The 21,958-nt window shown below is 73.9% G+C and carries 1 protein-coding gene; it reads right to left on the reverse strand.

Features of this window, described 5'->3' with window-relative positions; genetic code table 11:
- Positions 1 to 5: 5 nt before the first annotated feature.
- Positions 6 to 21,818 (reverse strand): non-ribosomal peptide synthase/polyketide synthase, encoded by a 21,813-nt coding sequence (locus tag ACI2LY_RS20160; protein WP_404708341.1) that lies wholly within the window; start codon positions 21,816 to 21,818, stop codon positions 6 to 8.
- Positions 21,819 to 21,958 lie beyond the last annotated feature (140 nt).

The raw sequence follows: 21,958 nt of genomic DNA on the forward strand, positions 1-21,958 counted from the left end.
GACGGTCAGGGGCGGTGCTGGGCGGCCCGGCGTACCAGTGCCTCCAGCGCCCGGAACCAGGTGTGGGCCAGGTCCCGGACCTGCTCCTCGGTGAGGAGGTCGGCCGCGTAGGCCCAGTGGGCGCTGAGTTCGGGCCCTTCCGGGCGGTCCTCGGTGAGGGCGTTGAGGGTCAGGGCGTGCGACATCGGCATACCGGGGTCGGCGTCGAGGTCGGCGGCGGACTCCTCGGCCGCGTAGGACCAGTCGGCGGCCTCGGGGCGGTCGAAGCGGCCCATGTAGTTGAACTCGATCTGCGGGTCGTCGAGTTGGGCGAGCCTCGGCGCGGTCTCCGGGTTGAGGTGGCGCAGCAGGCCGTGGCCGATACCGGCCGCGGGGAGGGCGGCGAGCTGCTCCCGGACGCGGGCCAGGGCGGCGTCCAGCGCGGGGCCGTCCTCGAGGGTGGCGTCCGGGCCGGGGTCGAGCCGTACCGGTACGACGCTGGTGAACCAGCCGACGGTGCGGGACAGGTCGGCGTCGCCCGCGATCTCCTCCTCGCGGCCGTGCCCCTCCAGATCGACCAGCACCGGCCCGCCGGGACGGTCGGCGCCCAGGACGCGGGCCCGCCAGTCGCCCACGGCGAGGGCGAACGCGGTGAGCAGCACGTCGTTGACTCCGGCGCCGAACGCGGCCGGGGCGCGGCTGAGCAGGGGTTCGGTGATCTCGGGGGGCAGGGTCAGGGAGAGGTAGCGGGTGGCGGCGACGGTGTCGCGGGCGGGGTCCAGCGGGCGGGCCAGCGGCAGCCCCGCGCCCTCGGCCAGGGTGCCGGTCCACCAGGGCAGCTCGTCCGCGGTGGCGGGGTCGGCGGCCCGGCGTTCCAGTAGCCGCGCCCAGCGGGCGAACGACAGCTCCACAGGGGCGAGTTCGGGGGTGCGGCCGTCCCGGACGGCGGTCCACGCGGTGGCGAGGTCGGGCAGCAGGGTGCGCCAGGAGACGCCGTCGATCACCAGGTGGTGGACGAGGAGCAGCAGCCGTCCGGGGTGGCCGGGCCCGGCGTCGAACCAGACGGCCCGCACCATCGCCCCGTCGTCGGGGTCGAGTCCGTCGCGGGCTGTCGCGGCGTACCGGGCGATGGCGGCCCGCAGCGCGGTCTCGTCCGCGCCGCGCACGTCGGCGCGGGTGAGCCAGTCGCGGGTGTCGGCGGTGGGCGGCACGTGGAGAGCGGGGCTCGGTGTGCGGACGAGCCGGGCCCGGAGCATGTCGTGTCGCCGGGCCAGCGCCTCCAGCACGGCCAGCAGTCCGGGTTCGGTGAGGTCGGCGGGGGTGTGGAGCAGCGCGGCCTGGTGGTAGGCGGTGAAGGGGCCGCCGCGTGCCAGGAGGGCTCGCATGATGGGGGTGAGCGGGACGGTTCCGGTGCCGTCGTCGTGGGTGGCGTGCCGCCGGCCGGGGTCGAGCGGTACGGCGGCGGGCGCCAGGGCGGCGACGGTGCGGTGCCGGAAGACCTGGCGCGGGCTGATCCGCAGTCCGCCGGTCCGGGCGCGGGCGACGAGCTGCATGGCGACGATGCTGTCCCCGCCGAAGGCGAAGAAGTCGTCGTCCGTACCGACGGCCTCGGCGGGCAGCCCGAGGGTCTCGGCGAACAGGTCGCGCAGGGTGCGCTCGGTGTCGTTCTCCGGGACACGCCCTCCTCCGGTGAAGGTCGGCGCGGGCAGGGCGGCGCGGTCGAGCTTGCCGTTGGACAGCGACGGCAGCCGATCCAGCACGACGACGGCGGCCGGGACCATGTAGTCGGGCAGCGTGGCGGCGGTGTGGGCGCGCAGGTCGCCCGGCTCCGCCGTCGTTCCGTCGCGGGGGACGGCGTAGGCGATCAACTGCCGGATACCGGGCCGGTGTTCGCGGGCCACGACGACCGAGTGCGCTACGGCCGGGTGGCTGTCCAGCGCGGCTTCGATCTCGGCGAGTTCGACGCGGTAGCCCCGGATCTTGACCTGGTCGTCGGAGCGGCCGGCGAACTCCAGCAGGCCGTCCTCGGTCCAGCGGGCCAGGTCTCCGGTGCGGTACATGCGGGCGCCGGGTGTGCCGAAGGGGTCGGCGACGAAGCGTTCGGCGGTGAGTTCCGGGCGGCCGAGGTAGCCGCGAGCGAGGCCGGGTCCGGACAGGTACAGCTCGCCGGTGACACCGGGCGGGACGGGGCGCAGGGCGGTGTCGAGGACGTAGGCGCGGGTGTGGTGGACGGGCCGTCCGACGACCGGGCGGGCGCTGTCACGGACGTGGCCGACGAGCGCGTCCACGGTGGCCTCGGTCGGGCCGTACAGGTTGACGGCCTCGGTGTGCGGCAGCGCGGCGAGCCGCGTCCACAGCGACTCGGGCACGGCCTCGCCGCCGAAGCCGACCAGGGCGAGCGGGCAGTCGCCCTCGGGGCCGATCAGGCCGCTGTCGGCCATGCGGACCAGCAGGGACGGGGTGACCTCGATGAAGTCGATGCCGTGTGCGCGGATGAAGGTGGCGAGGAGTTCGGGGTCACGGCGGGTCTCGTCGTCGGCGATGTGCAGGGCGTGTCCGTCGAGCAGCCAGAGCTGGGGCTGCCAGGAGGCGTCGAAGGAGAACGACCAGGCGTGGCCGACGCGCAGCTGATCGCGTCCGGTGCTGCGGCGGGCGGCCGCGTGCAGGTCGTGGCGGTGGCTGTGGAAGAGGTTGGCCAGGCCGCGCTGGGTGACGACGACGCCCTTGGGGCGGCCGGTGGAGCCGGAGGTGTGGATGACGTAGGCGGGGTGGTCGGGGCCGGGTGGGGTGGGCTCGGCCTGGGGGAGGCCGTCCGTGGGGGCGTCGAGGAGGAGGACGGGGATGTCGGTGGCGGGGAGGGCGGTGTCCTCGGTGGTGAGGATGAGGACCGGGCGGGTGTCGGTGAGCATGCCGGTGAGCCGGGTGCCGGGGAGGTCGGGGTCGAGGGGCAGATAGGCGGCGCCCGCCTTCTGTACGGCCAGGATGGCGGCGATGTGGTCGGCGGTGCGGGGCAGCGCGAGGGCGACGATGCGCTCGGGTCCGGCCCCTTGTCCGGCGAGGGTGCGCGCCAACGCGTCGGTACGGGCGTCGAGTTCGGCGAAGGTCCAGGTGGTGCGGCCGTCCGTGACGGCGACCGCCTCCGGGCTGGCGGCGACCTGTGCCGCGAACAACTCGGGCACGGTGCCGAGGCGTTCGGCCGGGGGCAGGGTGTTGTCGTTCCACCGCTCCAGGACGGTGTGCCGGTCGTCCGGGCCGAGCAGGTCGAGCCTGCCGATGGGGCTGTGGGGGTCGGCGGCCATGCCGGTGAGGAGGTGGAGGAGGGCGTCGGTGATGCGGCGCACGGTGGCCGGGTCGAAGAGGTCGGGGCGGAACTCGGCGGTGAGACGCAGCCGTTCGGCGGGCTCGATGGCCCAGGCGAACGGGTAGTGCGTGGAGTCCTGGTGTTCGCGGACGGTGGCGCGGGGCGCCTCGCCGTCCTCGGTGCTGTCGGCCACGGGGTAGGACTCGAACACCACCAGGGTGTCGAAGAGTTCACCGAGTCCGGTGGCGCGCTGGATGTCGGCGAGACCGAGGTGCTGGTGGCGGATGAGCCCGGACTGTTCGTCCTGCAGCCGGTGCAGCAGTTCGGCGGTGCTCTCCTGGGCGCTCAGCCGGACCCGTACGGGCACGGTGTTGATGAACAGGCCGATCATCGCCTCGGACCCGGCGAGTTCGGGTGAGCGTCCGGCGACGGTGGCGCCGAACACCACGTCGTCGCGTCCGGTGAGCCTGCCCAGCAGTACGCCCCAGGCGGCCTGCACCAGGGTGTTGAGGGTGACGCCCTGGTTCCGGGCGAACGCCTCCAGCCCGGCGGTGCGGTCCGCGTCCAGTTCGACGGTGTGGGTGTGCGGGACCGCGGCTGCCCGGTCGGGGTCGGCGGGCGCGATCCGGGTGGGCTCGGCGAGCCCGGCGAGGGCGTCGGCCCACGCGGCAGTGGAGGCGGCCTGGTCCTGGGCGGCCAACAGCCGCAGATGCGCCCGGTACGGGGCGGGCGGGGCCGGGGTGCGGCCCTCGTAGCGCGCCCACAGCTCGGCGGTGAGCAGCGGCAGCGACCAGCCGTCGAGCAACAGGTGCTGGTGGGAGAGGACGAGCCGGTGCCGGTCCGGCCCGGTCCGGGCAATCAACATCCGCAGCAGCGGCGGCTGTTCGGGGTCGAACCGGCGCCGCTCCTGCCCGAGCAGCCGCTCCCAGTCGCCGTCGGCCGCATCGGTGAGGTCGAGCTGCCGCCAGGGCAGTACGGCGGTGCGCGGGACGACGGCGACGGGCCGCCCGGAGGACAGGTGCCTAAAACCGCTGCGCAGGTTCTCGTGGGCGTCGAGCACACCTTGTGCGGCGGCGCGCAGCCGGTCGGCGTCGAGGGGGCCGTCGAGGTCGTAGGAGACCTGGACGGTGTACACGTCGGGTCCCTGGTCGCCGGAGTCGAGGGCGGCGTGGAAGAGCAGCCCGGCCTGGAGCGGGGAGACGGGGAGGACCTCGGTGCCGGGCGGGAGGGCGGCCAGTTCGGCGCGTTCGGTGTCGGTGAGGTCGGGCAGCAGCGGGGTGTCGTCCGGCCGGTGCTCGATGGCAGTGGCGGTGGCTACGGTGGCGAGTCCGGCGGCCGACTTGTGCCGGAACACGTCGCGCGGGCTGAACGCAAGCCCTGCGGCGCGGGCCCGCGCGACGAGCTGCATGGCGACGATGCTGTCCCCGCCGAGGGAGAAGAAGTCGTCCTCGACGCCCACGCGTTCGAGCCCGAGCACCTTGGCGACGAGGGCGCACAGCGTCTCCTCCCGCTCGGTGCGCGGCCGGACGCCGCCGACCTCGGCGGCGAAGTCCGGCGCGGGCAGCGCACGGCGGTCGAGCTTGCCGTTGGGGGTGAGCGGGAGTGTGTCGAGCAGGACGACGGCGGCCGGGACCATGTGGCGGGGCAGGGTGGCGGCGGTGTGCGCGCGCAGCTCGGCGGGGTCCGGGTGCGGGCCCTCGGCGGGGACGGCGTAGGCCACGAGCCGGTCCTCGCGCAGCACGACGACCGCCTGGGCGACCCCCGCGTGCCCGGTGAGCGCGGCCTCGATCTCGCCCGGCTCGATACGGAAGCCGCGCAGCTTGACCTGGTCGTCGACCCGGCCGAGGTACTCCAGCTCCCCGGCCGGCGTCCAGCGGGCGAGGTCCCCGGTGCGGTACATCCGGGCACCGGGCGCCCCGAAGGGGTCGGTGACGAACCGCTCGGCGGTCAGCCCGGGCCGGTCCAGGTAGCCACGGGCCAACTGGGCGCCCGCCAAGTACAGTTCACCGGCCACGCCTGGCGGCACCGGGCCGAGGCCCGCGTCGAGCACGTAGGCGCGGGTGTTCCACACCGGGCGGCCGATGGGCACGGTGGTCGCGCCGGGGCCGATCTCGGTCGCCGTGACGTCGACGGACGCCTCGGTGGGACCGTAGAGGTTGTGCAGGCGACTGCCGGGCAGGGCGAGGTGGAAGCGGGCGGCGAGGGGTGCGGGGAGGGCCTCGCCGCTGGACATGACCTGGCGCAGTCCGGTGCAGCGCGCGGCGGCGGGCTCGTCCAGGAAGGCACGCAGCATGGACGGCACGAAGTGGGCCGTACTGATGGCCTGTTCGCGGATCAGCGCGGCCAGGTAGGCGGGGTCCTGGTGCCCCTCGGGGCGGGCCACGACCAGGGTCGCGCCGGTGATCAGCGGCCAGAAGAACTCCCACACCGACACGTCGAACCCGGCCGGGGTCTTCTGCAACACCCGGTCGTCCGGCGTCAGTTCGTAGGCGTCCTGCATCCACAGCAGCCGGTTGACGATGCCCGCCTGCGGGACGACGACACCCTTGGGGCGACCGGTGGAGCCGGAGGTGTAGATGACGTAGGCGGCGTGGCGGGGGTCGTACGAGGTGGGGAGCGGGGCGTCGGCCGGGTTCTTCGGCGTGCCGTCCGCGTCCACGTGCAGGCGGGGGGTGCCGGTGTCGGGGAGGTCGATGCCGTCGCCGGTGACCAGGCAGGCCGCGTCGGCGTCGGTGAGCATGTGGGCGAGCCGGTCGGCGGGGTGGGCGGGGTCCAGGGGCAGGTAGGCGGCGCCCGCGCGGTGCACCGCGAGCAGGGTGACGACGAGGGCCACGGATCGGGGCAGGGCGACGGCCACGGTGGTCTCGGGGCGGGCGCCGTGCGCGGCCAGCGTGCGGGCGAGGCGTGCCACGCGCTGGTCGAGTTCGGCGTAGGTGAGGGCGGTGCCCTCGAAGACGACGGCGGTGGCCTCCGGGGTACGGGCCGCCTGGGCACGGAACAGCTCGGGCAGGGTGTCGTCGGGGACGGTCCGGGCGGTGTCGTTCCAGCCGGTGAGGACCAGGGCGCGTTCGTCGTCGCGGAGGACGTCGAGCGTGCCGACGCGGCGGCCGGGGTCGGCGGCGGCCTGGGCGAGGACGGACTCCAGTCGACAGGCGAGCAACTGGACGGTCGGCTCGTCGAACAGGTCGGCGCTGTACTCGATCCAGCCCTGGATGCCGTCCTCCTGCTCGACGAAGTCGAAGCTGAGGTCGAACTTGGCACTGTCCTGGCCCACGGTCTCGCGGTGGGCGGTGAGACCGGGCAGTACGGGTGCGTCGGTCCGGCCCGCGAGGTGGACGACCATCACCTGGAACAACGGGTGCCGGGCCAGGGAGCGTTCGGGGTTGAGCGCCTCCACCAGCCGCTCGAAGGGCAGGTCCTGGTGTTCATAGGCGGCGAGGCCGGTCTCCCGGACGCGGGCGAGGAGTTCGGCGAAGGTCGGGTCGCCGGACAGATCGGTGCGCAGGACGAGGGAGTTGACGAAGAACCCGACCAGGTCCTCCAGCGACTCGTCCGCGCGGCCGGACACCGGGGCGCCGAGCGGGATGTCATCGCCAGCGCCGAGCCGGTGCAGCAGGGCGGCCACGGCGGCCTGGGCCACCATGAACATGCTGACCCCGTGGTCGCGGGCGAGGGCACGGAGGGCGCGCTCCAGCGCGGGCGGCACGGTGAAGCCGACGGTGCCGCCGCGCCCGCTGGACTCGGCCGGGCGGGGGTGGTCGGCGGGCAGGTTCAGCTCGGCCGGGATTCCGGCGAGCGTGTCCGTCCAGTGGGCCAGCAGGTCGGCTTCGGCGGCCGCCAGCAGATCGCGCTGCCAGAGGGTGAAGTCGGCGTAACTCACCGGCTGCGGAGCCCAGTCGGGGACGCGCCCCTCGGTGCGGGCCGCGTAGGCGGTGCCGAGGTCGGTGAGCAGCGGGCGTTCGGACCACTCGTCGGTGGCGATGTGGTGGAGCAGGAGCAGCAGGACGTGGTCGTGTGGACCATCCTCGAACAGCACCGCGCGCAGCGGGAGTTCCGCTGTCAGATCGAAGGGATGCGCGGCCTCCACCGCCAGGTCGTCACCGTCGACGAGCGGCACCCGGACCTCGTCCAGCACCTGCTGGTACGGAACCCCATCCACGGCCGGGAACACGGTCCGCAGCGGGGCGTGCCGTGCGGCCAGGTCGTTCAGGGCGGCTTGCAGGGCGTCCCGGTCGAGGGTGCCGGTGAGGCGCCAGACGGCCGGGATGTTGTAGGCGGGGGCGGGGCCGTTGACCTGGTGCAGCAGCCAGAGCCGCCGCTGGGCGGAGGACAGGGGCAGCCGTTCCGGATGCGGGCGCCCGGCGGTGAGCGCGGGCCGACCGGGGGTACGAGACGTGTCCAGGCGGGCGGCGAGCCGGGCCGGGGTGGGGGCGTCGAAGACCGTGCGCAGCGAGAGGTCGGTGCCGAGGAGGGCGCGGACGCGGCTGACCAGGCGCATGGCGGCCAGGGAGTGACCGCCGAGGGCGAAGAAGTCGTCGTGGACGCCGACCCGCTCCAGACCGAGCACGTCGGCGTAGAGGCCGCAGAGGATCTCCTCGCGCGGGGTGCGCGGCCGGGCGCCGTCGGTACGGAAGTCGGGGTCGGGGTCGGGCAGCGCGCGGCGGTCGAGCTTGCCGTTCGGGGTGAGCGGCAGTGCGTCGAGCGTGACGTAGGCGGCCGGGACCATGTGGGCCGGGAGGGTGGCGGACACATGGGCGCGCAGCACATTCGTGTCCAGCGTCTGGCGGTCCGGGACCACATAGGCGACGAGTGCCTGGTCGCGGACGACGACCGCCGCACCCGTGACGGACGGGTGGGCGGTGAGCACGGCCTCGATCTCGCCGGGCTCGACCCGGAAGCCGCGCACCTTGGCCTGGTCGTCGGTGCGGCCCAGGTACTCGAGGGCGCCATCCGCCGTCCAGCGGGCCAGGTCCCCGGTGCGGTACATCCGGGCACCGGGCGCCCCGAAGGGGTCGGCCACGAACCGCTCGGCGGTCAGCGCGGGCCGGTCCAGATAGCCACGGGCCAACTGCAGGCCCGCCAAGTACAGTTCACCAGCCACACCGGGCGGCACCGGCTTGAGCCCGGCGTCCAGGACATAGGTGCGGGTGTTCCACACCGGGCGGCCGATCGGCACGGTGGTCGCGCCGGGGCCGATCTCGGTCGCCGTGACGTCGACGGACGCCTCGGTGGGGCCGTAGAGGTTGTGGAGTCCGGCGGTCAGCGTCTCGTGGAAGCGGCGGGTGAGGCCCGCGGGCAGCGCCTCCCCGCTGCACAGCACCCGGCGCAGCCCGGTGCACTCGGCGGCGGACGGCTCCTCGAGGAACAGCTGGAGCATGGACGGCACGAAGTGGACGGTGGTGACGTCCTGTTTCCGGATGAGCCGGGCCAGGTAGGCGGGGTCGCGGTGCCCCTCGGGCCGGGCGACCACCAGCGTGGCGCCGGTGATCAGCGGCCAGAAGAACTCCCACACCGACACGTCGAAACTGGACGGCGTCTTCTGGAGCACCCGGTCCTCGGCGGTCAGTCCATAGGTGCCCTGCATCCAAACCAGCCGGTTGACGATGCCCGCCTGCGGGACGACGACCCCCTTGGGGCGGCCGGTGGAGCCGGAGGTGTAGATGACGTACGCGGGGCTGCGGGGGTCGTACGAGGTGGGTGGCTCGGCCTCGGGGCCGGTGGGCAGGGCGTCGCGGATCACGCAGACCGGGCGGGCGTCCTCGACCATGAGGGCGAGGCGGTCCGCCGGATAGTCGGGGTCCAGCGGGAGGTAGGCGGCTCCGGCACGGTGGGTGGCGAGCAGAGCGACGACGAGGTCCACCGAGCGCGGCAGGGCGACGGCGACGGTCTTCTCCGGCCCGGCACCGAGACCGGCCAGGACGCGGGCCGTGTGCTCCACGCGGGCGTCCAGCTCGCCGTACGTCAGCCGCTCCCCCTCGAAGACGAGGGCGGTGGCGTCCGGGGTGCGGGCGGCCTGGGCGCGGAACAGCTCGGGCAAGGTGGCATCGGGGACGGCCGTGGCGGTGTCGTTCCAGTCGGTGAGGACGCGCGTCCGTTCGGCGTCTTCCAGAACCTCCAACTCCCGCACCGGAAGTGTGGGTTCGACAGCCGTCTGCTCCAGTACGCGCAGCATCCGCCCCGCCAGCCGCTCGACCGTGCCGTGGTCGAACAGGTCGGTCGCGTACTCCAGCAGGAGCACGATCCCGTCGGCCTCATCCACGAAGGTGAAGTGCAGGTCGAACTTGGCGGCGCCGGTGTCCATGTCGTACCACTCGGCGGGCAGTCCGAGGAGGGTACTGGGATCGCCGTCGGGGCGGTGGTGGTAGCCCATCATCACCTGGAACAGCGGGTTGCGCCCGGCCACGCGCGGCGGGTTGACGGCCTCCACGACCCGGTCGAAGGGGAGGTCCTGATGCTCGAAGGCCGCGAGCGACGACTCCCTTACCCGGCCCAGGAGTTCGGCGAAGGTGGGGTCCCCGGACAGGTCGGTGCGCAGCACGAGGGTGTTGACGAAGAAGCCGACGATATCGTCCAGTCCGCTGTCGGTGCGGCCCGCGATGGGGGCGCCGAGGGGGATGTCGTCGCCCGCGCCGAGCCGGTGCAACAGCGCGGCGGTGGCGGCCTGGAGCAGCATGAACATGCTGGTGCCGGTGGTGGCGGACAGCTCGCGCAGCGCCCGCCCGGTCTCCTCGGGCACCGCCCGCCGTACGACGGCTCCCCGCCCGCTGGGCTCGGCGGGGCGCGGCCGGTCGAGGGGCAGCGGCAGCTCCTCCGGTAGGCCGCTCAACACCTCGGTCCAGTAGGCGGTCTGCTGCTCACCGAGGTGCCCGAGGAGCTGCTCCTGCCAGAGGGTGTAGTCGGCGTACTGGACCGGCAGCGGAGCCCAGTCGGGCGCGGTACTGGCCGCGCGGGCCGCGTACGCGGTGTCCAGGTCGGCCAGGAAGGACGGGTCGGACCACTCGTCGGTGGTGATGTGGTGCAGGACGACCGCGACCAAATGATCCTCGGCGCCGATCCGGAACACGTCGGCGCGCAGCGGGAGTTCACGGGTCAGGTCGAAGGGGCGGCGCTGCGCAGCGGCGATCAGCGCGGGCAGCGCGGCCTCCGTGGCGTCGGCCACCGTGCACGGCACCTCCGCCTCCTCGGCACCTAGGACGCGCTGGTACGGCTCACCCTCGTGCTCACCGACAAGGGTCCGCAGCGACTCGTGCCGGGCGGCGACATCACGCAGCGCCTCTCGCAGTGCGGGCAGGTCCAGCGGGCCGCGCAGCCTTAGGACGAGCGGGAAGTTGTAGGCCACTCCCCCGGCCCGCTCGGCGAGGCGGTCCACCAGCCAGAGCCGCCGTTGCGCGGCCGACAGCGGAACCCGCTCGGGGCGCTGCACGGCCGCCGCGAGCCGGGGCCTGGCGGGCTTGCCGTTGTCGGCGCGGCCCGCGAGCAGGGCCGGGGTGGGGGCCTCGAACAGGTCGCGGATGGCGAGTTCGGCGTCCAGCTCGGTGCGGGCGCGGCTGACCAGCCGGGTGGCGAGGAGTGAGTGGCCGCCCAGGTCGAAGAAGTTGTCCTCGGCGCCGACCTCGGGCAGTCCCAGCACCTCGGCGAAGAGTCGGCACAGGACTTCCTCGCGCCGGGTACGCGGCCCGCGGCCGCCGCCGAGGGCGACGGCGGGTTCGGCGTCGGGCAGGGCGCGCACGTCGAGCTTCCCGTTGGCGTTCATCGGCAGGGTGTCGACGGTGACGAAGGCCGCCGGGACCATGTAGTCGGGCAGTTCGCGGCCCAACTCCTCGCGCAGCCTGCGCACCAGGGCGCTGGTCTCGCGGGCGGCGGTGGGATCGTTGGCGTGGGGATGGGTGCCCTCGGGCCGGAACAGCCCTGCGGTGAGGCGGGGTTCGGCGGGCAGGAACACCGCATCGTAGGTGCCGGTCGCCGCCGACCAGGTGGTGAGCACCCGCTGTCCGGACTCGGCCGCGAGGTGGTGCAGGTCCTCGGGGTCGACGCCGCCTTCGACGGTGCGTCCGTCGGGGATGCCGGTCACCCGGAGGCCCTCGGGTCGGGTGCCGCGCGGGCGGTCCCCGAAGCGTCCGGTGGTCGCGAGGATGCCGGTGAGCAGCTCGCCGATGTCCTCCGTCGTACGGTCGCCGCGCACGAGGTCGCCGACGGCGTGGGCGGTGCTCCAGTCGACGGTCGGCAAGTCCCCCAGGTCGACGTCGGGTTCACCGGCGTACAGGACGACGTCGTAGCGGTGCCGGGTGAGTTCGTTGTGGTGGTGGCCGCGCTTGGTGCGGAGGTCGACGCCGTGGCCGAGGGTGGTGAAGTAGTCCGGGTCGACCAGGAGTTCCTTCTCCAGGCGCAGCCCGCGTTCCACCGCCCGCTCCAGGTCCTCGTCGGTGGTGCCCCGCGCGCGCTGGATCTCGGTGTGGAAGACGCGGGCGTGCCGCAGGTTGCGTACGTCTCCGACGAAGAGGGCGCCGCCGGGCGCGAGCAGGTCCAGTGCGCCGCGCAGCACGCCGGTCAGGTGGTCGATGCTGGGGAAGTACTGGATGACGGAGTTGATGACGATGGTGTCGAAGTAGCCGGTCGGTAGCCCGCTCAGGTCCTCGGCGGGCTGGCAGCGCAGTTCCACCTTGGCGGCCAACTCGGGCTCGCGGCGCAGCTCTTGGCCGATCTTGCGGATGACGGGGGCGGCGAAGTCGGTCGCCCAGTACGCCTCGGCCTCCGGGGCGAGCCGGGAGAGCAGCAGGCCGGAGCCGACGCCGATCTCCAGGACTCGGCGGGGGTTCAGGGCGCGGATGCGGGCGAGGGTGGCCTCGCGCCACTCGTGCATCTCCTCGAAGGGGATGGGCTGTCCGTCGTAGGAGCTGTCCCAGCCCGCGTACTCCTCGGTGAAGACGGCGGTGCCGATCTCCTCGTACTCGTCGGAGTAGATCTCCTGCCACTCCCCCACCTGCGCGGCCTCGGTGGCGGTGCGGTCGGCGGCTTCGGCGGGGGCGGGGACGACGTAGCCGACGAGGCGTTCGTCGCGGACCACGACGGCGGCCTGGGCGACCTGGGGGTGGCGGCTGAGGGCGGCCTCGATCTCGCCGGGCTCAATGCGGTAGCCGCGGATCTTGACCTGGTCGTCGGTGCGGCCGAGGAAGTCGAGGTTGCCGTCGGGGCCCTGGCGCACCAGGTCGCCGGTGCGGTACATGCGCTCGCCGGGCGCGCCGAAGGGGTCGGCGACGAAGCGTTCGGCGCTGAGCGCGGGCCGGTCGAGGTAGCCGCGGGCCAGCCCGATCCCGGCGATGTACAGCTCACCGGGCACGCCGTCGGGTACGGGGCGCAGCCAGGCGTCGAGGATGTGGGCGCGGGTGCCGCGGATGGGGCGGCCGACGGTGGGGGTGGCGCTGTCGAGGGTGCCGCCGCCGAGGGTGTTGATCGTGTACTCGGTGGGGCCGTACAGGTTGTAGCCGTACGTCCCCTCGGTGTCCCGCAGCGCCGTCCACACGGTCTCGGGGACGGCCTCGCCGCCGAGCAGCACCAGCGGGGGTACGTGGCCTTCGAGGAGGCCCTGTTCGATCAGCAGGCGGGCGTAGGTGGGGGTGACGTTGACGACGTCGACCCGGTGCCGTTCGCAGTAGGCGACCAGGGCCTCGGCGTCTCGGCGCAACTCCTCGTCGCAGACGTGTACTTCGTGGCCCTCGACCAGCCAGAGCAGCTCTTCCCAGGACATGTCGAAGGCGAAGGACACGGTGTGCGCGATGCGCAGCCGCCGTCCGCCCGCCGAGGCGATGGCCGGGGCGAAGATCTCCTTCTGGTGGTTGAGCTGCATGTTGGTCAGGCCCCGGTACGGCGTGACGACACCCTTGGGGCGGCCGGTGGAGCCGGAGGTGTAGATGACGTACGCGGGGTGTTCGAGGCTGAACCGGCGGCGTACCGGGGTGTCCGGCAGTGCGGCCAGGTCGGCGCGCGTGTCGGGGGTGTCGAGCAGGACGCGGGGTGTGTCGGCGTCGAGGGTGGCGGAGACGGCACGGGTGGTGAGCAGGAGCAGCGGGCGGGCGTCCGCGAGCATCCCGGACAGCCGGTCGGCGGGGTGGTCCAGCTCCAGCGGCAGATAGGCGGCGCCGGTCCGCAGTACGGCGAAGAGGGCGACGACGGTGTCCAGTGAGCGCGGCAGGCCGAGCGCGACGATCCGCTCCGGCCCGGCACCGCGCTGGATGAGCAGCCGCGCCAACTGGTTGACGGAGGAGTCCAGTTCGGCGTACGTCAGCGTCCGCTCGCCGCACACCAGGGCGCGGGCGTCCGGGGTGCGGGCGGCCTGGGTGGCGAGGAGGTCGGCGATGGTGTCCTCGGGGTCGGGGACCCGGCTCGCCTCCTGCTCGCGGCGCAGGGCGGTGTGCTCGGCGGGCAGCAGCGGGTCGAGCGAGCCCACCGGGGCGTCGAGGTCGGTGGTGAGCCGGTCCAGGAGCAGCGTGAACCGGTCGAGGAGGGCGCGGGCCCGGTCGGCCGGGACCAGGTCGGGCCGGTGGGTGAGGGTGACGGTGATGCGGTGACCCGGGGTGACGACGAGGTTGGCCGGGTAGTGGGTGGCGTCCACGTTGGCGACGGCGGTGGCGCCGTGCCGGGTGCGCAGTCCGTCGAGACGTTCCTCGGTGTCGTTGTTGCGCAGCACGAACAGCGTGTCGAACAGCTTGCGGTGCCCGGTCTCGGCCTGGAGCACGCCGAGGCTGAGGTGCTCGTACGGCATGAGGTCGAGGCGCTCGCCCTGGATGCGCTGGAGCAGGCCGAGGACCGGCTCGGCGGGGTCGAGCGCGATGCGGGTGGGGACGGTGTTGAGGAAGAGGCCGATGATGTCGCCGACGTGCGGGACCTCGCTGGGCCGTCCGGCGACCGTGGTGCCGAAGACGACGTCCGCGCGGCCGGTCGCGGTGGCGAGGGTGAGCCCCCAGGCCGCGTTGAGCAGCGTGTTCAGGGTGAGGCCGTGCGCGCGGCCGGTGTCCCGCAGCCGCTCACCCAGCTCGGCGCTCAGCCGGGTGTCGAGCTGGTCGGGGATGACCGGTTCGAGCCCGTCGGGGGCGGTCGGGGCGAGGAGGGTGGGCTCGTCGAGTCCGGCGAGCGCGGTGCGCCAGGCGGCGGTGGCCTCGGTGTCGTCCTGCGCGGCGAGCCAGGTGAGGTAGTCGCGGTAACTGCCGGGCGCGGCAAGGGAACCGGCATCGCCGCCGGTCTCGTACAGCCCGAACAGCTCGTCCAGGAAGAGCCAGGCGGACCAGCCGTCCCAGAGGATCAGGTGGCGGCCGATGACGAGCCGGTCGCCGCGCCCGTCACCGAGCCGGAGCAGGAGCAGCCGGAACAGCGGCGGCTTGGACAGGTCGAACTTGCGGGTCCGCTCGGCGCCGGTCAACTCCACGATTTGGGCGTCCTGTTCGGCGGCCGTGAGGTGGGAGAGGTCGACCGTCTCCAGCGGTATCTCCGGGTCCGCGACGATGAACTGCACCGGCTGGTCGAGACCGTCGCTGGTGAAGCCCGCGCGCAGGCCGGGGTTGCGGTCGAGCAGGGTGCGGACGGCGGCGCGCAGCCGGGTGGTGTCCAGCGGGGTGGCGAAGTCGAAGGTCTCGTGGACGGTGTAGACGTCGAGGGCGCCCTCGTCATACGCCGAGTGGAAGAACAGGCCCTCCTGGAGCGGGGCCAGCGGCCAGATGTCGGCAACCTCGGCCGGGGCGGCCAGGGTGCGGACGCGGGCGTGTTCGGCGTCGGTGAGGGTGAAGGCGGCGGTCTCACGGGCCGGGGTGGGGCTGGTGGCCCGGGTCCCGGCGGCGAGGGCGGCCGGGGTCCGGTGGGTGAAGACGTCGCGCGGGCTGACGTCGAGACCGGCCGCGCGGGCGCGGGCCGCGACGCCGATGGAGCTGATGCTGTCGCCGCCGAGCCGGAAGAAGTCGTCGTCCGGGCCGACGTCCGGGATGCCGAGCACGGCCGCGAAGATCCCGGCCAGCTCGCGTTCCACCGGCCCGGAGGGTTCGCGGCGGACGGCGCGCTCGGCCTCGGGGGCGGGCAACGCGGCCTGGTCCAGCTTGCCGCTGGGGGTGAGCGGGAGGTCGTCGAGGAGGACATACGCGTCGGGGACCAGGGGCGCGGGCAGCGCCTCCGCGAGGGTGGCGCGCAGCTCGGTGGGGTCGACGGTGGCGCCGGGTGCGGGGACGGCGTAGGCGACGAGGCGGTGGTCCCGGACGACGACCGCGCCCCGGGCGATGTCCGGGTGCCGGGTCAGGGCGGCCTCGATCTCGCCGGGCTCGATCCGGTTGCCGCGCAGCTTGACCTGGCGGTCGGTGCGGCCGAGGTAGTCGAGGGTGCTGTCGGCACGGCGGCTCACCAGGTCACCGGTGCGGTACATCCGGGTGCCGGGCGCGCCGTAGGGGTCCGCGACGAAGCGGTCCGCGGTCAGCGCGGGGCGCCGGTGGTAGCCGCGGGCCAGCTGGACGCCGGTGAGGTACAGCTCGCCGGGCACGCCGTCGGGTACGGGGCGCAGGCAGGAGTCCAGCACGCGCAGGCCGGTGTTCCACACGGGTCGGCCGATGGGCACGACGGTGTCGGGGGCGTCGTCGCAGGCGTGGTGGGTGACGTCGACGGCGGCCTCGGTGGGCCCGTACAGGTTGTGCAGCGGGACCCCGGTCAGCTCGCGCCAGCGGCGGGCGGCCGCCCCGGACAGGGCCTCGCCGCTGCTGAAGACGCGGCGCAGACCGGTCGCCCAGGCGGGGTCGGCGGTGACCTCCTCGGAGGCGAGGAACGCCTCCAGCATCGAGGGCACGAAGTGCAGAGTGGTCACGCCCGCGTCCCGGATCAGCCGGGCCAGGTAGACGGGGTCGCGGTGGCCGTCCGGCGCGGCGAGGACCACGGTGGCGCCCTCGCACAGCGCCCAGAAGAACTCCCACACCGACACGTCGAACCCGGCCGGGGTCTTCTGCAGCACCCGGTCGTCGGGGGTGAGCCCGTACGCGCCCTGCATCCACGCCAACCGGTTGACGATGGCCCGGTGGGTGACGACAACGCCCTTGGGGCGGCCGGTGGAGCCGGAGGTGTAGATGAGGTAGGCGGGGTCGTCGGGGCGGGCGGGGTCCGACAGCGGGAGGTCCGGCAGGGGCGCCTCGGTACGGTCGTCCACCATGAGCACGTCGAGTCCGTCGGCCGCGGGCAGCCGTCCGGCGTCCCGAGCCGTGGTGAGGACGGTGGTCGTGCCCGAGTCGGCCAGCGTGTACGCCAGCCGGTCAGCGGGATAGTCCAGATCGAGCGGCAGATACGCGGCCCCCGCCTTCAGCACGGCCAGCAGCGCCACCATCAGCTCGGCCGACCGGGGTACGGCGACGGCGACGAACCGCTCCCGGCCGATGCCCCGCGCCCGCAGCCGGACCGCCAAGTGCTCGGCACGGGAGTCGAGTTCGGCGTAGGTCAGCGTGGTGCCCTCGTACACGACGGCGGTGGCGTCCGGGGTACGGGCGGCCTGTGCGGTGAAGGCGGCGGCGAGCGTGGTGTCCGGAACCGTACGGGTCTCCCCCGCCGGGTGGGCCTGGGCCAGCTCGCGCGGGGTGAGCAGGGAGAGGTCCGCGACGCGGGCGCCGGGGTCGTCGGCAAGGGTGTGCAGCAGCAGGCTGAGCCGGTCGGCGAGGGCCTGCACCGCGTCGGCGTCCAGACGCCGGGCGTGGTGCTTGAGCCGCAGGTCGAGCCGACGGCCGGGCTTGACGATGAGGGCCAGCGGATAGTGCACGGCGTCATGGAACGCGTGCCCGGAGACGGCGATCGCGCCACTCGGGTCGGTGATGCCTGAAGTGCCCTCGCCACCGGGGTAGTTCTCGAACACCACCAGGGTGTCGAAGAGTTCACCACCGCCCGCGTGCCCCGCGGCCCGCTGGATGTCGGCGAGACCGAGGTGCTGGTGGTCCAGGAGGGCGCTCTGCTCCTCCTGAAGCCGGTCCAGCACCGCGCCCAGGGTGTCGCCGGGCGCCCAGCGCAGCCGGGTCGGCAGGGTGTTGATGAACAGTCCGATCATCGACTCGATACCGTCCACTGCGGCATCGCGCCCGGCGACGGTCGTACCGAAGACCACATCCTGATGATCCGTCAGGCGTCCGAGCAACAGCCCCCAAGCCCCCTGGACGAGCGTGCCCAGCGTGACCCCGCGCTCGCGGGCACGGGCGGTGAGCCGGGCGGTGACGCGCTCGGTCAACTCCACCCGGATCTGTGCCGGTTCGACGGGTCCAGGGCTGGCCGGGGTGCGCACCAGCAGGGTGGGTTCCTCGACCCCGGCGAGCGCGTCGCCCCAGGCCGCACGGGCGGCTTCGCGGTCGGCGCCCGCGATCCGGCGGAGGTAGGCGCGATAGGGGGTGACCTCGGGCAGCGGCTCGGGGTGTTCGCCGTACAGGGCGAGCAGTTCGCGGTGGAGGACGGGCAGCGACCAGCCATCCGCCACGATGTGATGGAACGTCAGGATCAGTCGGCTGCGCTCGTCCGTGAGCCGGATCAGTGCGCAGCGCGTCAGCGGTGGCCGGGCCAGGTCGAAGCGCCGGGCCCGCTCCTCGGCGGCCACGGCGTCGGCGCGGGACTGCCGGGTGGCGGGGTCGGGCTCGGTGGTGAGGTCGGTCTCGTGCCAGGGCAGTGCGAGCCCGGACGCGACGAGCTGGACCGGGCGGCCGTCCGGCGTCTGGCGGAAGCAGGCGCGCAGCGGGGCGTGTCGGTCCAGTAGCCGTTCGGCGGCGGTGCGCAGCAGAGTGCCGTCGACGGGTCCGGTCAGCTCGATGACCTGCTGTACCACGTAGGCGTCGTGTTCGGCGCCGTCGACCAGGGCGTGGAAGAAGAATCCCTCCTGGAGCGGGCCGAGCGGGAGGACCTCCTCCACGGTGAGATCGGCCGCGATCTCTCCGGGTGCCGGGACCTCCCAGGGCACCGTCTCGCCGTCCGCCTCGGCCGTGCCGGTGCGGGCGACGGTGGCGAGTTCGGCGGCGGTGCGGTGGCGGAACACGTCGCGTGGGGTCAGCTCCAGTCCGGCGCGGCGGGCGAGGACGAGGAGGCGGACGGCCACGATGCTGTCGCCGCCGAGCGCGAAGAAGTCGTCGTCGGCGCCGACCGAGGGCACGTCCAGGGCGCGGGCGTACAGCTCGCACAGCAGCCGTTCGCGGGCGGTGGCGGGCGGGCGGCCGCCGGTGGGGAGGGTGCGGTCCGGGACGGGCAGCGCGGCGGCGTCGAGCTTGCCGCTAGGGGTGACGGGCAGCCGGTCTAGTGGGACGAAGGCGGCCGGGACCATGTAGTCGGGCAGCGCGGCGGCGGCGTGGGTGCGCAGGGCGGCCATGAGCGCGGTGATGTTGCGGAAGGGTGCCGGGCGGTTGGTGAGGGGGTGGCCGGTGCCCCCGCGGTACGGGGCCGCTGCGTCCTCGGAGCTGAAGAGGGCGTCTACGGCGCCGTCCTCGGCGTCGCCGTCCCAGGTGAGGTGAGCGCGGCGGCCGTGCCGGGCGGCGATCTCGTGCAGGGTCTCGGGGTCGATGCCGTAGGGGCCGGTGGCGGGCCTGCTGCTGTCGTCCAGGGCGGCGAGGGCGCTCAGGTCGTCGGCGAGGCGGGCGTTGGGGAAGCCGGTGACGCGCAGCGGGCGGTCGGTGGCGGCCAGCAGGTCGGAGAGGGCTTGGGGGGAGCCGACCTCGGGCCAGGGCTGTGCGGGCACGTGCGAGATGGTGTGCGTTCCCGGCCGCAGGACCACGTCGTACCGGTAGCGGGTGAGTTCGTTGTGATGGGTGCCGCGCTTGATCCGGATGTCGGCGGTGAAGCCGTCCAGGGCGGCGAAGTAGTCCGGGTCGACGAGGAGTTCGCCCTCCCAGGCGACGGCCCGGTCCACGGCGGCCCGCAGCGCCTCCTTGTCGTCGCCCTCGGCCCGCTGCCCTTCGACGGCGGCGCTCAGGGTGCGCAGCAACCGCAGATTGCGCACGTCCCCGATGAACAGGGAACCCCCGGGCGCGAGTAGCGCGGCCGCGTCCCGGAGCACACCAGTCAAGTAGTCGCCGCCGGGGAAGTACTGCACGACGGAGTTGACGACGACGGTGTCGAAATACCCCTCCGGCAGCCCCGCGAGGTCGTGCGCGGGCCGGGCCAACAAGGTTACCCGGTCAGCGAGTTCGGGGATCTCGGCCACCTGGGCGGTGAGCGCGCGTACGGCTTCCTCGGAGAGGTCGGTGCCCCAGTACGCGTCGCACTCCGGGGCGAGCCGGGACAGCAGCAGGCCGGAGCCGACGCCGATCTCCAGCACCCGGCGGGGCCGCAGTTCACTGATGCGGGCGACGGTCGCCTCCCGCCACTCGCGCATGTCGGCGAGCGGGATGGGCTGGCCGTCGTACATGCTGTTCCAGCCCGCGAAGTTCTCCGAAAAGTCCTCGGCACCGGCCGCCGAGTACAGCAGTTCGTGCAGGTCCTTCCAGTCCGCGACCCCGTCCTCCGAGGTGTTGTCCAGGGCGGGGACGACGTAGGCGGCGAGGCGGCGTTCGCCGGGCCGGTCCTCGCGGACGACGACGGCGGCCTGGTCCACGGCCGGGTGGGCGCGCAGCACGGACTCGATCTCGCCGGGCTCGATACGGAAGCCGCGGACCTTGACCTGACTGTCGGCGCGGCCGTGGAACTCCAGCCGCCCGTCGGTCTTCCAGCGGACGAGGTCGCCGGTGCGGTAGAGCCGTTCGCCGGGGGCGCCGAAGGGGTCGGCGACGAAGCGTTCGGCGGTCAGGCCGGGGCGGCCGAGGTAGCCGCGGGCGAGTCCGGCGCCGCCGAGGTACAGCTCGCCGGTGACCCCGGCGGGGACGGGCCGCAGCCGGTCGTCGAGGACGTAGGCGCGGGTGCCGGGGTCGGGAATGCCGATGGGCACGATGGTGCCGGGCGGGGTGTGCGGATCGCAGCGGCCGAGCGTGGAGTTGGTGGTGGCCTCGGTGGGGCCGTAGGCGTTGAACATCATCCGGCCACCCGCGTACCGGCCGACCAGCTCCGGCGAGACGCGTTCGGTGCCCGCCAGCAGGGTTGCCTCTGGCGGGAGTTGGACGTCCTCGGGCATCGCCGCCAGCAGGGCGGGCGGCAGGATCATGAAGGTGATGCCGTGCTCGCGGGCGTACGCGGCGAGGGGTTCGCCCGGCAGTCGGCGGTCGGTGGGGACGACGACGAGGCGGCCGCCGGAGAGCAGGCCGAGGCACAGGTCCCAGAAGGCCACGTCGAAGCTGGGTGAGGCGAACTGGAGGACCCGGCTGTGCGGGCCGATCCCGAACCGCTCGCGCTGGGTGGCGACGAGCTTGGCGACGCCCGCGTGCGAGAGGACTACGCCCTTGGGGCGGCCGGTGGAGCCGGAGGTGTAGATGACGTAGGCGGCGTGAGCAGCCGTCAACTCGGCTGTCGCAGAGGGGTCGTGGGTTGGTTGGGCGGCCAGCTCGGCCAGGGTCGCGGGGGCGTCGAGGACGAGCGGGTCGGTGCCGGGCGGCAGGTCGGGCAGTACCTCGGCGGTGGTGACGAGGCAGACCGGGCGGGCGTCGTCGAGCATGTAGGCGATGCGGTCGGCCGGATAGTCGGTGTCGACGGGCAGATAGGCGGCGCCCGCCTTCAGGACGGCGACCTGCGCCACGATCATGTCGGCGGAGCGGGGCACGGCCAGCGCCACGACCTGCTCGGGACCGGCACCCCGGGCGACCAGGACGTGCGCCAACCGGGCTGCTCGGGCGTCGAGTTCGGCGTAGGTGAGGCGGACGTCCTCGTGGATGAGGGCGACTTCCCGGGCACGGGCGGCGACTTGGTCGGCGAACATGCGTGGCCAGGTGTGCGCGGGCACGTCGTGCGCGGTGTCGTTCCAGCCGGTCAGAATCCGGTGCCGCTCGTCGTCGGTGAGGAGGTCGAGGTCGGCCACGGCGGTGTCCGGGCGGGCCACGGCGTCGGCGAGCAGGGTGCGGTAGTGGCCGAGGACGCGGTCGGCCGTGGCCGTGTCGAACAGGTCGGCGCGGTGGTCGATCCGTACCGTGCCGTCGGCGACGGACAGCGCGAGGTCCAGCGGGCCACCCTCGGCCCAGGGCGCGAAACCGAAGCCGGTGGCGCACAACACCCCTCCCCCTCGGGTGGGTTCGGGGGTGAGCAGCCGGAGCAGTTCGGCGGTGGGCAGCCGGTGGGCCTCGGCCTCGGCCCGCGCTGCGGCGACGCGTGCGCACAGCTCGGAGAAGGGGGTGCCGCCGTCCACGGTGATGCGTAGCGGGAGCCCGTCATGGGCGAGGGTCACCTCGGTGGCCGGGGCGGCCGCGTACCGGTGCAGCAGGACCACGAAGGCGGCGAAGAGGGTGTTCTCATCGGCACCGACGCCGAGTTGAGCCGTGCTCCGTGCGCGCGGTGCCGGGGCGTCCGGGTGGCTGGGGTAGGGCCGGTCGAGCGGCAACGGGGTCTCGGCGGCCGGTGCGGCGAACCTCCCCCGCCAGTACGCCTCCCGAGCCGGAGCCGGTACCGAGGAAGGTGTGCGAGAACGAGATGAGTTGTCCGACACAGCTGCCCGTGCCTCCCCATAGGTGTGGAACGGCTCAGCGGAGCCGCGACCGCTCGCATAGTAAGGTGAGGTTTGCCTAACTCAACAGTCCCCTTGCGGATTCGGCGGCCCACGTCACAGCGGCTGAGGTTATGCTCACC

The sequence above is a fragment of the Streptomyces sp. NPDC002176 genome (assembly GCF_044903645.1).
Classification (GTDB): Bacteria; Actinomycetota; Actinomycetes; order Streptomycetales; family Streptomycetaceae; genus Streptomyces.